16 protein-coding genes are annotated in these 12,804 nt (G+C 65.1%); 4 read left to right on the forward strand and 12 right to left on the reverse strand.

Annotation, left to right across the window (positions count from 1 at the left end; all coding sequences use genetic code 11):
• Nucleotides 1-120 precede the first annotated feature (120 nt).
• The 3 genes from RFM41_RS07980 to RFM41_RS07990 form a co-directional block, all read right to left on the reverse strand.
• Nucleotides 121-648 (reverse strand): SRPBCC family protein, encoded by a 528-nt coding sequence (locus tag RFM41_RS07980; protein WP_320247701.1) that lies wholly within the window; start codon nt 646-648, stop codon nt 121-123.
• Nucleotides 649-663: 15 nt separating this feature from the next.
• A complete protein-coding gene (locus RFM41_RS07985; RefSeq protein ID WP_320247700.1) occupies nt 664-1,074 on the reverse strand; it encodes a DoxX family protein in 411 nt (136 codons plus the stop codon).
• A 281-nt stretch (nt 1,075-1,355) separates the two neighbouring features.
• Nucleotides 1,356-2,261 (reverse strand): bestrophin family protein, encoded by a 906-nt coding sequence (locus tag RFM41_RS07990; RefSeq protein ID WP_320247699.1) that lies wholly within the window; start codon nt 2,259-2,261, stop codon nt 1,356-1,358.
• A 250-nt stretch (nt 2,262-2,511) separates the two neighbouring features.
• Between RFM41_RS07990 and RFM41_RS07995 the strand changes: the two genes are divergently transcribed.
• Entirely contained in the window at nt 2,512-2,919 is a 408-nt protein-coding gene (locus RFM41_RS07995; RefSeq protein ID WP_320247698.1) for an ACT domain-containing protein, read from the forward strand.
• A 2-nt stretch (nt 2,920-2,921) separates the two neighbouring features.
• Here the strand turns inward: RFM41_RS07995 and RFM41_RS08000 are convergent, their stop codons facing one another.
• Both RFM41_RS08000 and RFM41_RS08005 read right to left on the reverse strand, forming a co-directional pair.
• On the reverse strand, nt 2,922-3,362 hold the full coding sequence (locus RFM41_RS08000; protein WP_320247697.1) for a GNAT family N-acetyltransferase: 441 nt from the start codon (nt 3,360-3,362) through the stop codon (nt 2,922-2,924).
• Nucleotides 3,363-3,696: 334 nt separating this feature from the next.
• Complete coding sequence (locus RFM41_RS08005) at nt 3,697-4,731, reverse strand: aspartate-semialdehyde dehydrogenase (RefSeq protein WP_320247696.1); 1,035 nt, start codon at nt 4,729-4,731, stop codon at nt 3,697-3,699.
• Between the two features lie 459 nt (nt 4,732-5,190).
• On the opposite strand from RFM41_RS08005, the gene RFM41_RS08010 reads away from it, so the two are divergent.
• Nucleotides 5,191-7,044, forward strand: coding sequence for a DEAD/DEAH box helicase (locus tag RFM41_RS08010; protein WP_320247695.1), 1,854 nt, complete (start codon nt 5,191-5,193; stop codon nt 7,042-7,044).
• A gap of 13 nt (nt 7,045-7,057) precedes the next feature.
• Here the strand turns inward: RFM41_RS08010 and RFM41_RS08015 are convergent, their stop codons facing one another.
• The 5 genes from RFM41_RS08015 to RFM41_RS08035 form a co-directional block, all read right to left on the reverse strand.
• On the reverse strand, nt 7,058-7,543 hold the full coding sequence (locus RFM41_RS08015; RefSeq protein WP_320247694.1) for a GNAT family N-acetyltransferase: 486 nt from the start codon (nt 7,541-7,543) through the stop codon (nt 7,058-7,060).
• Nucleotides 7,544-7,547: 4 nt separating this feature from the next.
• Nucleotides 7,548-8,651: a 3-isopropylmalate dehydrogenase gene (gene leuB, locus RFM41_RS08020; RefSeq protein ID WP_320247692.1), complete on the reverse strand. Its 1,104-nt coding sequence runs from the start codon at nt 8,649-8,651 to the stop codon at nt 7,548-7,550.
• Nucleotides 8,652-8,749: 98 nt separating this feature from the next.
• Nucleotides 8,750-9,100, reverse strand: coding sequence for a VOC family protein (locus tag RFM41_RS08025; protein ID WP_320247690.1), 351 nt, complete (start codon nt 9,098-9,100; stop codon nt 8,750-8,752).
• A gap of 11 nt (nt 9,101-9,111) precedes the next feature.
• Nucleotides 9,112-9,495, reverse strand: a complete 384-nt coding sequence (locus tag RFM41_RS08030; protein ID WP_320247689.1) for a RidA family protein — start codon at nt 9,493-9,495, stop codon at nt 9,112-9,114.
• A gap of 236 nt (nt 9,496-9,731) precedes the next feature.
• Nucleotides 9,732-10,025 (reverse strand): 4a-hydroxytetrahydrobiopterin dehydratase, encoded by a 294-nt coding sequence (locus RFM41_RS08035; RefSeq protein ID WP_320247687.1) that lies wholly within the window; start codon nt 10,023-10,025, stop codon nt 9,732-9,734.
• A 49-nt stretch (nt 10,026-10,074) separates the two neighbouring features.
• Between RFM41_RS08035 and RFM41_RS08040 the strand changes: the two genes are divergently transcribed.
• Complete coding sequence (locus RFM41_RS08040; RefSeq protein ID WP_320247685.1) at nt 10,075-10,584, forward strand: low molecular weight protein-tyrosine-phosphatase; 510 nt, start codon at nt 10,075-10,077, stop codon at nt 10,582-10,584.
• Here the strand turns inward: RFM41_RS08040 and thpR are convergent.
• Nucleotides 10,491-11,084: an RNA 2',3'-cyclic phosphodiesterase gene (gene thpR, locus RFM41_RS08045; protein WP_320247684.1), complete on the reverse strand. Its 594-nt coding sequence runs from the start codon at nt 11,082-11,084 to the stop codon at nt 10,491-10,493. The two genes, RFM41_RS08040 and thpR, sit on opposite strands and share 94 nt — an antisense overlap.
• Before the next feature lie 153 nt (nt 11,085-11,237).
• On the reverse strand, nt 11,238-11,882 hold the full coding sequence (locus tag RFM41_RS08050; protein ID WP_320247682.1) for an arylesterase: 645 nt from the start codon (nt 11,880-11,882) through the stop codon (nt 11,238-11,240).
• A gap of 82 nt (nt 11,883-11,964) precedes the next feature.
• On the opposite strand from RFM41_RS08050, the gene RFM41_RS08055 reads away from it, so the two are divergent.
• Nucleotides 11,965-12,660, forward strand: a complete 696-nt coding sequence (locus RFM41_RS08055; protein ID WP_320247681.1) for an ABC transporter ATP-binding protein — start codon at nt 11,965-11,967, stop codon at nt 12,658-12,660.
• The last annotated feature ends 144 nt before the right edge of the window (nt 12,661-12,804 follow it).

A 12,804-nucleotide genomic window follows, 5' to 3' on the forward strand; every position in this document is an offset into this window, starting at 1 on the left:
CGCCGCCAAGCTCTAAACTCACAAACGGCTAATTTGATCCCTGAAACAACGAAGATTGGCCGGCGACGAGCCGGCCAAAGACGTCGCAACCGCTGTCAAGCGATTGAAATAAATAGGCTTTCACCGCTCGGTAGTGCGTTTGAGATTGTCGAGCCCAGCCTCGAAATCCTTGCCGATCAGCGCATCGAAATTCATGAACAGGCCCATCAGCTTGGCGATGAAGGGCCTCGCGCCGCGCATTGCCCAGGTGACGGTCGTGCCCTCGCCGGATGGCGAAAGCGAGAAGTCGACCATGTTGTTGGCCCTGAACGGCTTTTCGAAATCGAGCTTCAGCGCGACCTGCGACCACGGCACCGAATTCGTGATCTCCATGCGGCCCTTGCCGGCCTTGGAATTGCCTTCCCAGGCATAGGCCGCGCCCTTGCTGCTTTCCGCACCCGACAGCATGCGCTTCATCCCGGGGTCGAGTTTTTCGAAGGGCGACCATTCGGGCCAGCGCCGGAAATCGTTGATCAGCGGGAAGACCGCCTCGGCCGGTGCCTTGATGCTGGCCGAGCGGCTGACGACGAAATCGTTCGGGCGGGTCGCGGCATAGACCAGCACTGCGGCGATGACGGCGACGAGGATGATGAGGATGGTGGCAATCATCTTTTCCTCCTCCTCTCAGCGGCTGAACGGGATCAGCGCGCGCACCCTTGCATCGCGCAGATAAAGCCCGCCCCACAGGATAACGCCGAGATAGACGCCGAACAGCGTGTGCGAGAACAGCGGATTGCCGATCCGCACATGCGTCGAAATCGCACCGCCCATATAGGCGGTGAGCAGGATGGCGCCGAGCACCGAGGTACGCGGGATGGCATAGAGCGCGGTCGAGATCAGCCCGATGACCCCGAGCAACCGCGCGACATTGGCATCGGCTGGCCAGCCGAGTTCGGTCATCGTCTGGGTGACGATATCCAGCGGCGGCAGCTTGATGACGCCGTCGAAGATCATGAACAGGACGACGACGGCACTGAGCGCGCGCCCGGTCCACAAAGCGCCTTTTGAAGCAGGCGCGGCTTCGGAAATGCTCATGGATGTTCCCTCCTGATGGTTTCGAATGCCGGCTGTCTGCCGGGTTCGATCCAAGGACGAGGGAACATGCCGCGATCCTACACGCCATCGTCATGCTCGGGCTTAACCCGAGTATCCATGCCGTGACGTCGAACGAAGAATGCAGCGTTCTAGAATGACGCTCCAGCCAGACGATCCTAATTTCTGGCCCGACTGCGTCCGTAACCAACGTCACGGCACAGGACCCGGGTCTCCGCGCGTCGCTTCGCTCCTGCTCCGCCTTGGGGTGAAAGCGCCTGCGGCTATGAAAAATAGAACTTGTCGGCTGCGATCATCTTCGGCGGGGTCTCGTCCAGCGCCTCGAACACGGAAATTTCGCAGACGCGGCAGAGGCCGTCCAGCGCCAGGTCGTTGGCCTCGATACCGAATGGATCCTCGAGCTCTTCCGACAGCGCGTCGAGGCCGAAGAACGTGTAGGCGATCAGTGCCGTAAACAGCGGCGTCGCCCAGCCCGTCGTCGAGATCAGGCCGATCGGCAGGAGCAGGCAGACGACATAGGCCGTGCGATGCACCAGAAGCGTATAGGCGAAGGGCAAGGGCGTGCCGGCGATCCGCTCGCAGCCGGCCTGGATGGCGGCGATCGCGGCCAGCCTTTCATCGAGGATGCGGAAACCGATCGGGTCGAGCGCGTCCGCCTCGCGCTGCGCATTGGCACGCCGGCCCATGCGGCGGACCATGTCGTCGGCCGGGTTGCTGCGGGCGGCGGCCTTGTCGACCTCGTCGCCGATGAAGGCGCGGGCGTCCTTTGTGCTGTCAATCCGGCGCAATTGCCCGCGCAAGAGATGGCAGAAGGCAAGCGCTTCCATCAGAAGCGCGCGCTGCTCGGCGCGGTCGCCGACCAGGCTCGTGACGGCGCGCGCCAGGTTGCAGATCTCGAAAACCAGCGCGCCCCAGAGCTTGCGCGCCTCCCACCAGCGGTCATAGGCAGCGTTGTTGCGGAACGACAGGTAGATCGACAGCGTCACGCCGACGAGCCCGAAAGGCGCGATGCTGAAGGCGCTGAGATCGAGATGAAAATGGCGCGTCAGGAGCAGGACAACCGCGGAATAGATCGCGAAGCCGAAAATCTGCGGCAGGATGCGCGGAACCACCGAGCCGCGCATGATGAAGAACAGTTGCAGGAATGTCGGGCGCGGGCGGACGATCATCGGGTGAACCTTTGCGAGTCGTTATATCTTTACGGCGATAACGAACTTGCGGCTCAGCCGCCAGCGACATCGCCATGTCGTCCGCGCGGCTGCAGGCCAGGCTGTTGACGTTTCGGGCGGGACTGCGGAGAACCTCGCCCGGAGTAATTCCAGGAAAGGCGGTTAGGTCCGGCGACTTCACCGTAGCCACCCGTCCGGAGTTGCGTCAGAACAGAAGAACTTCGCCACGCGCATCCCGGGGAAAGAAACCATGAGCGGCGAGACGGACCTGCAAAAGCTGCTGGCATCGATGACGCCGCGGCTTCACCCGGAAGTCTATGTGTTCGCGACCTTGCCGGCCGGCGCACCCTTGCCGGAGGGCCCGGAGCCGGTCATGCGCTTCATGGAGTGTGAGGGCACGACGCTGATCCTGGCCGAAAGCCAGGCGAAAGCGGCCGACCTCGCCGGCACGTTCCGCTGCCGGATGATCACGCTCGACATCCACTCCTCGCTCGAAGCCGTCGGCTTCCTCGCCGCCATCACGACGCGGCTGGCAGGAGCCGGCATGGGCGTCAATCCGGTCTCGGCCTTCTATCACGACCATCTGTTCGTGCCGGCGGAGCGGTCGGAGGAAGCGCTGGCCATCTTGCGGAAGCTTGCGGCGGACAGCGGCGGCTGAACTCAGCGCCTGAGCACAAAGAGGATATCCGGCAGGCCTTCTTCATTGGCCGAGCCGTCGCCGAAGGCTTCGGCGCGAAAACCATGGCGTTCGTAGAAGCGGCGCGCGCCGGTATTGGCCTTGAAGCAATGGAGTTTGACCACCGGCATCCCGGCGGTCGCCTCGGCAAGCAGCCGGCTGCCGATGCGCTGACCGGTCCAGCCCGGATCGAGATAGAGCTGCTCGACCCATTCGCCGTTGACGGCGATGAAGCCAACGATGCAGCCGTTGGTTTCGGCAACCGTCACCTGCTGGTTGGGCAGGACGATGTCGCGGATGAAGAACAAATCCTCCTCCGGCGTATGCAGCACCGGCATCCACGGAAAGGCATTGAGCGACGCGCGCATCATGGCCGCGATGGCGGCGGCGTCCGGCGCGATGGCCGGGCGCAGGGTGGTGTCCATTGGCTGAGTGCTAGTCATGCAGGTAAACGCCGACGCCTCACTCCGCTGGAACACCCCTCATCCGTCTCGGCGCTTGCGCGCCGATCCACCTTCTCCCACAAGGGGAGAAGGGGAAGTCGCGCCCGGCCGAAGGCCGAGCCCGCGACCGCGGGCCGCCGGCTTTCCGGCGCCCCCCGCGGAGGGCCAGCCGCGATAGCGGCGGTGCGGCCCGTGAGCGAAAAACAAACGGCTCGAAGGCCGAGCCCGCGACCGCGGGCCGCCGGCTTTCCGGCGCCCCCGCGGAGGGCCCGCCGCGGCAGCGGCGGAACAGCCCGCGAGCGGAAACAAACAGCCGTCAGGCCGCTTTCTTCTTCGGCTGGATGAGGCCGCGCTCGACCAGGAGCTCGGCGATCTGCACGGCATTCAGCGCCGCGCCCTTGCGCAGATTGTCGGAAACGACCCACATCGACAGGCCGTTGTCGACCGTCGAATCCTCGCGGATGCGCGAGATGAAGGTGGCGTCCTCGCCGGCCGATTCGAGCGGCGTGATGTAGCCGCCGTTTTCGCGCTTATCGAGCACCTGGCATCCGGGCGCCTCGCGCAGGATCTCGCGCGCCTCGTCCGCGGTGATCGGCTTCTCGAACTCGATGTTGACGGCTTCCGAATGGCCGATGAACACCGGCACGCGCACGCAGGTCGCCGTCAGCTTGATCTTGGGATCGAGCATCTTCTTGGTCTCGGCCACCATCTTCCACTCTTCCTTGGTGAAGCCGTCGTCGAGGAAGACGTCGATATGCGGGATGACGTTGAAGGCGATGCGCTTGGTGAACTTCTTGACGTCGACCTGGTCGGCGACGAACACCGCGCGGGTCTGCGTGAACAGCTCGTCCATGCCTTCCTTGCCGGCACCGGAGACCGACTGGTAGGTGGCGACGACGACACGCTTGATGGTGGCGGCGTCATGCAGCGGCTTCAGCGCGACGACCAGCTGCGCGGTCGAGCAGTTCGGGTTGGCGATGATGTTCTTGCGCGAGAACAGCGAGATCGCGTCCGGATTCACTTCCGGCACGATCAGCGGCACATCCGGGTCGTAGCGGAAGGCGGACGAATTATCGATGACGACGCAGCCTTGCTTGCCGATCTTGGGCGACCATTCCTTGGAGACGTTGCCGCCAGCCGACATGACGCAGAGGTCGGTGTCGGAAAAGTCGTAGGTGTCGAGCGCCTTGACCTTCAGCGTGCGGTCGCCGAAGGACACTTCGGTGCCCTGGCTGCGCCGCGACGCCAGCGCCACGACCTCGCTCACCGGGAAGCCGCGCTCGTCCAGAATGTTGAGCATTTCGCGGCCCACATTGCCCGTGGCGCCGACTACCGCAACCTTGAAACTCATCTGATATCTCCTGTCCCTCTCCGCTTGGTTGTTGGAGAAAACCCGCTGGCCTAGTGCGGGTTTCGTCCCCCGGGCCGGACCCGGGAGAGGGTGGTTAGGCCAAGGGAATCACACCGTTTTGGTGGTGGTTTTGGCCGTAGTTTTGCTGGAACGGACGGACGCGCCGAAGCGCCCGGCCCGATGTTGTCCATCGTGGCTGGGGGCATCGAATGCAAGAAGAGCCATCAAAAGGCCGCGCATCGAGGATGATCCCGTTCGACGCGGGCTTTTACGCGGTTTGGTAAAAGAGTCAATCGGCGCCGCTTTCCCTTCTCCCACAAGGGGAGAAGAGAGAGGCGGTGCCGCCTGCTCTGTACAATGGCGGTCGCAAGAAGTACGAACGGCCCAAATTGTCTGGCCGACACAATGCCGGCCCGTGCTCGACCACGAGCCCAGAACCCCGAATTCCGAAAGAAGAAAATGTCCAGTTTCGAAACGATCGTTCCTGCGCTGGCGCAGGCGCTGGAAAAGCGCGGTTATGCCACGCTGACGCCGGTGCAGAAGGCAGTGCTGGGGCCCGAGCTCGGCGAGGCCGACGCGCTGGTTTCGGCGCAGACCGGCTCCGGCAAGACCGTCGCCTTCGGCCTTGCCGTGGCGCCGACGCTTCTCGGCGGCGCTCAGCGTTTCGCCGCTGCCGGCGCGCCTCTCGGGCTGGTCGTGGCGCCGACGCGCGAGCTGGCGCTGCAGGTGCGGCGCGAGCTGGAATGGCTCTATGAGCTGACGGGCGCTGGGATCGCCTCCTGCGTCGGCGGCATGGATATGCGCACCGAGCGGCGCGCGCTGGAGCGCGGCGCACACATCGTCGTCGGCACGCCCGGCCGGTTGCGCGACCACATCACGCGCGGCGCGCTCGACATGTCGGCGCTGAAGGCGGTGGTGCTGGACGAGGCCGACGAGATGCTCGACCTCGGTTTTCGCGAGGACCTCGAATTCATCCTCGACGCAGCACCGGCCGAGCGCCGCACGCTGATGTTTTCGGCTACCGTGCCGCGCTCCATCGCCACGCTGGCGCAGGGTTATCAGCGCGACGCCGTGCGCATTACGGCCGGCGGCGAGGAGAAGCAGCATCTCGACATCGAGTATCGGGCGCTTTCGGTCGCGCCGGCCGATCGCGAGAACGCCATCATCAACGTGTTGCGCTATTACGAGGCGGCCAATGCGATGGTGTTCTGCAACACCCGCGCCGCCGTCAACCATCTCACTGCGCGCTTCAACAACCGCAATTTCTCTGTTGTGGCGCTCTCCGGCGAGCTGAGCCAGAACGAGCGCAGCCACGCCCTGCAGGCGATGCGCGACGGCCGCGCCAGGGTCTGCATTGCCACGGATGTCGCAGCGCGCGGCATCGACCTGCCCAATCTCGAACTGGTCATCCATGCCGACCTGCCGACCAATCCGGAGACGCTGCTGCATCGCAGCGGCCGCACCGGCCGCGCCGGGCGCAAGGGTGTCAGCGCGCTGATCGTGCCGGGCAATGCCCGACGGCGCACCGAGCGGCTGCTCGCCAATGCCGGCCTGGCCGCGACCTGGGCGAGCCCGCCTTCCGCCGACGAGGTGCTGAGGCGCGACGACGAACGCATCCTGGCCGATCCGTCCTTCGGCGAGCCGGTGAAGGACGAGGAGCGCGACTTCGCCGCGGCACTTCTCGAGCGGCATGGCGCCGAGCTGGTGGCCGCCGCCTTCGTGCGACTCTGCCGCGGCAGCCGTTCTGCGCCCGAGGACCTGATCGACGTCGCGCCGTTTGCGCTGTCAAAGGAAAAGTTCGCCCGCAGGGAGGAAGCCCCCAGCCGCCGCGACGATTTCGGCGACAGCGTCTGGTTCTCGCTCTCGGTCGGCCGCCGGCAGAATGCCGAGCCGCGCTGGCTGATCCCGATGCTGTGCCGCACCGCCGGCATGTCCAAGCGCGAGATCGGCGCCATCAAGATGCAGCCGGAAGAGACTTTCGTGCAGATCGCCGCCGACTGGGCCGATCGCTTCGTCGCCGCGACCGGCCCCGACCGCAAGCTGCAGGGCAGCATCGCGGTCAGGCGCATCGACGGCACGCCGGACCTGTCGCGCGCCGGCCACCAGCCGCCGAAGCCTGAGAAGAAGCCGCATCGCGGCAAGGGCATCCACGGCGCGCCGCAAAACAAATTCGAAAAGCGTGCGCCGTCACAAGGCGACCAGCGACCGGCGGGCGCGTTCGAGCAGAAGCCCTGGGCGAAGAAACCCGGCAAGCCGAAGTTCGAAACCACCGGCGCGCCGAAGCCCAAGAAAGCCAAGAAGCGAAAGAGCTAAACGGCGCGGCAGGTCACGATCTGGCGATCTTCCCAAGCGCCGCTTTCGGCAGCCGCAGGAAGACCTTCTGGCCATGGCGCTCGGCGCCGAGCCGGTCGTAGAAGCGCAGCGCGCCCTCGTTCCAGTCTTCGGTCGTGAAGTCGATACGGCCGATGCCCTTGGCGAGGCACTGGCCGGCGAGGAAGCAGATCAGCGCGCGGCCAACGCCGTTGCCGCGCGCGCTGTCGCGTACGAACAAATCCTTCAGGAACATCAATCGTTCGAGATCGACGCCCGGATGCGCGATCGCCACCGACGCCAGGCCGGCGACGGCGCCACCGGCGAAGGCCAAGGCGAAATGCGGATAGGCCGGGCTTTCCTCCTCGAGCCACTGCCGCGCCGTGGCCGCCGCCTGATCGTGATCGAGCGGCGCCTGCCGGTAATGCTTCGCCATCTCGCAAAGCACGATGGCGAGCGCTTCGGCATCGTCGACCGTCGCCCAGCGAACGTCGACGGCCATCGGATCACCCCAGGAATTTCGCGATGATGGCGTCGCCCATCTCGGTGGTGCCGACTTCCTTCATACCGGCCGAGAAAATGTCCTTGGTGCGCAGGCCGTCGTCGAGCACGGCGGCGATGGCCGCCTCGAGCTTGTCGGCCTCGGCCACCATGCCGAAGGAATAGCGCTGGCACATGGCGAAGGAGGCGATCATGGCGATCGGGTTGGCGATGCCCTTGCTGGCGATGTCGGGCGCCGAGCCATGCACCGGCTCGTAGAGCGCCTTGCGCTTCTTGGTCTTGGCATCCGGTGCGCCGAGCGAGGCCGACGGCAGCATGCCGAGCGAGCCGGTCAGCATCGCGGCCACATCGGAGAGCATGTCGCCGAACAGATTGTCGGTGACGATGACGTCGAACTGTTTTGGCCAGCGCACCAGCTGCATGCCGCCGGCATCGGCCAGCATGTGGTCGAGCTTGACGTCGGAATAGCGCGCCTTGTGCGTCTGGCTGACCACCTCGTTCCACAGCACGCCCGACTTCATGACATTGCGCTTTTCCATGGATGTCACATGGTTGCGACGGGTCCGCGCGAGCTCGAAGGCGACACCCGAGATACGCTCGATCTCGAACGTGTCGTAGACCTGGGTGTCGATGCCGCGCTTTTGGCCGTTGCCGAGATCGATGATCTGCTTCGGCTCGCCGAAATAGACGCCGCCGGTGAGCTCGCGCACGATCAATATGTCGAGGCCTTCGACCACCTCCTGCTTGAGCGAGGAAGAGGCGGCGAGAGCCGGATAGCAGATCGCCGGCCTGAGATTGGCGAACAGCTCCATGTCCTTGCGTAGGCGCAAGAGTCCGGCCTCGGGGCGCACCTCGTAGGGCACGGCATCCCATTTCGGCCCGCCGACGGCGCCGAACAGCACGGCATCCGCCGCCATCGCCTTCGCCATGTCGGCGTCGGAGATCGCCGCGCCATGCGCATCATAGGCGCAGCCGCCGACCAACCCCTCGTCGGTGACAAAGCCGCTGCCGAGCTTGTCGTTCATGGCCTTGATCAGCTTCTTCACCTCGGCCATGGCCTCGGGGCCGATGCCGTCGCCGGCGAGCAGGAAGAGATTTTTCGAAGCCATGGAGAACCGTCCCGGGAGAGAAATTGAACCGGCGCCTTGCTAAACGCCAAGCGATTGCGGCGCAAGGGGGCGAGGAAACCCGGGCTGGAACAGCACGCCTACCGATGCGTCAGAATATTCACCAGCCTGCCAAACGGGTCGCGCACATAGAAGCGCCGCACGCCCCAGGGCTCGTCGGCCGGGCCGTATTCGACGGCGAAGTCGGCGACCTTCATGGCGTCGAGCACTGCGTCCACATCGTCGACCTCGATGGACAGGTCCGGCACGGGCGTGCCCGACCCGCCCTCGGTCATGAAGCTCACCTGCACCTGCATCCGGTCCTCGGACCCGTAGGTGGCGATCCAGCCCATATCCATGAGCAGATCGAGGCCGAGCACGTCATGATAGAAGCGCTTCGCCCCCGCGACATCCTTTGTGGCGATATTGGTTACGATGCGCCGGACCGTCATCGCTCCGATCCCTATGCCGTGCGCCTCAGCGCCGTCACCTCGATCTCGATCTTCATCTCCGGCTTGTTGAGCTGGGACACGATCATCGTCGCCGCCGGGCGGATATCGCCGAATGCCTCGCCGAGGATCGGGAAGACCACGTCAACATAAGCCTGGTCGGTGATGTAGTAATGCGCCCGCACCACATCGGCCATGTCGAAGCCGCCATCGGCCAGCGCCTTGGCGATGGTGGCGAGGCAATTGCGCGTCTGCGCCTCGACCGTGTCGGGCATGGTCATGGTGGCATAGTCGTAGCCGGTCGTGCCCGAGACGAAGCACCAGTCGCCCTGCACCACCGCGCGAGAATAACCTGCGGTCTTCTCGAAGGGGGAGCCGGTGGAGATGAGCTTGCGCATGGGGTGCCCTCGCTTTGGGTTGGTCCGCTTGCATCTAGCAAAAGAGGCACGGCTGGTCGTGGGCCAAGCAATGCGGAGCATTGTCACGAAGGCGAGCGTCGGCCTCGGAGAGTAGCGGCAGCCGTCCCTCCATCGTCATTGTAGGGTCTGCGCGCGTCGCTTCGCTCCTTGCTTCGCCCTGGAATGACGAACTCAACGACCGCCCTTACCGCCGCCAAAAGCGAGGCTGCTCGCCCTCAGCCGTAATACCGGTTCATCTTCTTCGCCAACTCGATGTCCAGCGCCGTCACGCCGCCGGCGTCATGGGTGTTCAGCGTCACGTCGACGGTCTTGTAGACATTCGACCAATCCGGGTGATGGTCCATCTTCTCGGCCGCCAGCGCCACGCGGGTCATGAAGGCGAAGGCCTCGGAGAAGTTCTTGAAGACGAAGCTGCGTTTGATGGAAGCGCCGTCGGCGGCGAGCGACCAGCCGCCGAGCTCGGCCAAAGCGGCGGCGATCGCGTCCTTGCTGAGTTTCTCTCTGGTCATGTCGGTTTCCTGTGCTATCCGGAGGTACTCCAACCATAGCGCCGGATCGATGAGCGCAAAGCCCATAAATTCCGTACTGTTCGTCTGCCTCGGCAATATCTGCCGTTCGCCGCTGGCCGAGGGCGTGTTTCGCGTGGTGCTCGCCGGGCAAGGCAAGGACTTCCTGATCGATTCGGCCGGGATCGGCGGCTGGCACACCGGCCAAGAGCCGGACCGGCGCTCGATCGCGGTGGCCGCAAAGCACGGCGTCGACATTTCGGGACAGAGGGCGCGCAAGGTGCTGCCGGAGGATTTCTCGCGCTTCGACCTGATCCTCGGCATGGACCGGGCGAATGTGCGCGACCTCAAGGCGCTGGCGCCGGCAGCGGCGCGCGACCGGGTCCATCTCTATCTGGACTTCGCGACGGGGAAGGCCGTGGACGTGCCCGATCCTTATTATGACGGCGCCGAGGCCTTCGCCTCGGTCTACCGCATGATCCGCGAGGCGTCGGAGGCGCTGGCGAAGCGGCTCGATGCCAGCGTTTCGCCGACCAGCGGCCAGGCCTCCTCGACGATGTAGGGGCCGCCGCCGACCGAATCGCGCGACGACATCAGGACGAAGCGGCCGACGCGGAAAGGCAATGCCGCGAAATTGCCGCGCGCCGAAAGATATTGCGCGACATCGAGCGGGCTCGCATTGCGCAGGCGCGCCAGCGTCACATGCGGCGAGAATTTGCGCGGATCGGACGGCAGGCCGAGCCGCTGGCAGATGCGGTCGATCTCGCCCTGCAGCGCCGTCAGGTCCGGCGAGGCCGACACGCCTGCCCATACCGCATGCGGCTTCTTGCCGCCGAAGGCACCGACGCCGGAGAGCGTCAACTGGAAGGAGGGACGGTCCACCTTGTCGAGGGCGTTGGCGATCTCGTCGGCGACATGGCCCTCGACATCGCCGATGAAACGCAGCGTCAGGTGGTAGTTTTCGACATCGATCCAACGCGCCCCGGGCAGCCCGCCCCGGAGCAGGGACAAGGAGAGAGCGGCGTCACGCGGAATTTCGAGGGCGGTGAAAAGACGTGGCATGTGAAGCCTCCTGTCCTCGAATCGAAACTCTCGGTCCTAGCGAATCATCGATATCGGCGCGGGGCAAGCAGTTTATTGTCCACATTGTTTCCCCAGCGGAAAGCGTGGCATTCCGGACTCACGGCGGGCCGCCCCTCATGACGGTCCGCCCCCTCACGACGGTCCACCATTGTCGGCGATCGCCTTTTCGACCACGGGAAGGATGCGCTCCACCATGACATCGACCCCCTTGGGATTGGGATGCAGGCCGTCTTCCAGCTGGAGGTCGGGGTGGCCGGCGACGCCGTCGAGAAAGAACGGGTAGAGCGGGACGCCGTATTTTTCGGCAAGCCGCGGATAGATGGCGTCGAAAGCCTTCTGGTAGTCGGCGCCGAGATTGGGCGCGGCGCGCATGCCGGCCAGAAGCACCGGAATGTTGCGCTGCTTCAGCTTGCCGAGCATGGCGTCGAGGTTCTTCTCGGCGATCTCGGGCGAAAGGCCGCGCAGCATGTCGTTGGCGCCGAGCTCGAGGATCACCAGCCTTGTCCCGTCCGGCACCGACCAGTCGAGTCGCGCCAGCCCGCCGCTCGACGTGTCGCCCGACACGCCGGCATTGGCGACGGCGACATCGAGGCCTTTCGCTTTCAAGGCCGCCTGCAGCCTGTCGGTAAAACCCTGGCCCGGTCCCAGGCTATAGCCCGCCATCAGGCTGTCGCCGAAGCCGACGATGGTGAAGGTGGCGGCGCGTGCCGGCGAAATGGCGCCGCAAAGGGCGAGGAAAAGGATGAGGGCTGCGGCAAAACGGTGTTTGAATGCCATGCGGCGAGCCCCATATGACCGAAACAACCCAAGGAAGGAGACATGGGCCGTCTCCTTTTTCCACATATAGGGCACTTTCATTGTGACAGAAGCCGCGATCGCGCTGAGGGATGTATCGCTGACGCTCGGCGAGGGCGCATCCTCCGTCCATGTGCTGAAGGGCGTGAGCCTCGACGTGGCGGCCGGGCAAGCCACCGGCATTGTCGGCCCCTCGGGCTCCGGCAAGTCGACTTTGCTGATGGTTCTTGCCGGCCTGGAAAGTGTCGATTCGGGCACGGTCCGGATCGCCGGCGAGCTGATCAACGGCAAAAGCGAGGATCAGATCGCTTCGTTTCGGGGGCGAAACATCGGCATCGTGTTCCAGTCCTTCCATCTCATCCCCAACATGACGGCGCTGGAGAATGTCGCGGTGCCGCTCGAGCTTGCCGGCCATGCCGATCCGTTCGGGGTGGCCGCGCGGGAACTGGCGGCGGTCGGCTTGAGCGACCGCGTGACGCATTATCCGGGCGAGCTTTCCGGCGGCGAGCAGCAGCGCGTGGCGATCGCGCGGGCGCTGGCGCCGTCGCCGCGCATCCTCATCGCCGACGAGCCGACCGGCAATCTCGACCAGGCGACGGGAAAGCAGATCGCCGACCTTCTCTTCGCCAAGGCGGCGGAACGCGGCATGACACTGGTTCTGGTCACGCATGATCCGGCGCTGGCCGCGCGTTGCGCGCGCCAGGTCTCGATGCGCTCGGGGCGGATCGAGGACGCGCCCGTGCTTAAGGCGACGGCATAATCGCATGGCGGAGACCCCCTCATCCGGCCCTTCGGGCCACCTTCTCCCCGAGGGGAGAAGAGGCAGTCAGCGCCGGCACCAATCTCTTCTTCGGTCGGACGACGGGGCCTGGCTTCGCACATTGAAGCTCGCCATCCGCTTCTC

The sequence above is a fragment of the Mesorhizobium vachelliae genome (assembly GCF_033977325.1).
GTDB classification, from domain to species: domain Bacteria; phylum Pseudomonadota; class Alphaproteobacteria; order Rhizobiales; family Rhizobiaceae; genus Mesorhizobium; species Mesorhizobium vachelliae.